Annotated in this window: 1 protein-coding gene and 1 pseudogene; one reads left to right on the top strand and one right to left on the bottom strand. The window is 56.5% G+C overall.

Annotated features, from left to right (window positions below):
- Nucleotides 1-201 (top strand): annotated as a pseudogene (locus QKY98_RS23370) (ISNCY family transposase); the annotation flags it as partial.
- 470 nt (nt 202-671) lie between these two features.
- Here the strand turns inward: QKY98_RS23370 and QKY98_RS23365 are convergent.
- A partial coding sequence (locus QKY98_RS23365; RefSeq protein WP_502945101.1) for a transmembrane anchor protein occupies nt 672-1,156 on the bottom strand: 485 nt, incomplete at its 5' end.

Here is a 1,156-nt window from a genome sequence, read left to right as displayed (position 1 = left end):
CAGGTCGCGCAGCGAATGCAAGAGCAGCGCGATAGCCGTCGTTCCCAGGCGGTACCAGGCAATCCGAAGCCAACCAAAGCGCAACGACAGAAACCGCCGAAGAAGAAGGCCAAAGAGTTCATGCCAGAGGACATCCTGGCTGCCCTGCAGCAAAGCCCACTGCCGAAGCGGAGCCGCCATGCGTCAGTCGATCAGTGCTGAAGGACTTAGTGCTTTGGTGGCTGCTGGGGCCGCATGGGATGTGCGAGCCGTTCCAGGTCCCGAGGGTCATGGATGGCAGCTACAGGTGCGTTACAGCAAAGAAAGCCGGCACTTCCCACTCCGCTCCCGGCGCGAATTGGTGAGAGTGTTCCGATCATTGGACGCTCTCAGCAGATACGCTCAGAGCATCGGAATACGTCGATTTAGCGTGGAGAGCTAGAGGTGTAAATGCTCCGAAATGGCTTTCGCTAGAAGCAGTCTGATAAGCAAGGGCCGCAGATGCAGCCCTTGCTTAGCGTTTACTCGTGGGAATGACCGTGCTCTTTTTCGCTCTTAGTTGAGCTATCGCCACAGGCAGTGACTGACCCCAGCAAAACAACGGCTAGGGAGATGCGCAGAAATATCTGAAGTGCGTTCATTTAAGTCCTTCTATACAGATCGAATTAGCGGGATCAGCAGTTAGCAGTTGGCTATCGCTTAATATTGGAATATTCGCCATTAAAGCTAAGCGAGATGGTCACAGGTGCATCGCCGCGATTACGCCAGAACCAGCCGTGTGTTCCATCAAACAGCGCGGCAAATTCTCCGGTATCGCTCGTAACCTGCTTGCCCTTGCTGTAGCTGTGGAAGTACCCCTTCGCTCCGTTATAGGGTTCGCCGTGGGTATCGAAATTCACCGCACCGCCCGACGTCGTCCACCCGTAGCGCACCTTGGCGCCCTTCACCATTTCCAGCTTTATCTCGCGCCCTTCACCAGGTTTGAGGTTGATGGTCATCGTATCGCTTTTAACCGGGGCGGCTGATGGGGCTGCGGTAGGTGCCTGCGTTACTGCTGTAGTGGGCACCGACTGATTGCCGGTTGCACGCATGGCTGTTGCGGATGCTGCGTTAGTCTGGCTCGGTACAGCCCCAGAGGTTGCAGGCGCCGTCGCCTGGGTTTCCGCCAACGCCTCAT

The organism is Pseudomonas sp. HR1, assembly GCF_030175875.1.
Taxonomy (GTDB): Bacteria; Pseudomonadota; Gammaproteobacteria; order Pseudomonadales; family Pseudomonadaceae; genus Chryseomonas; species Chryseomonas oryzihabitans.
Note: the sequence above shows the minus strand (reverse complement) of the source record. Positions and strands in the feature narration are given on the sequence as shown.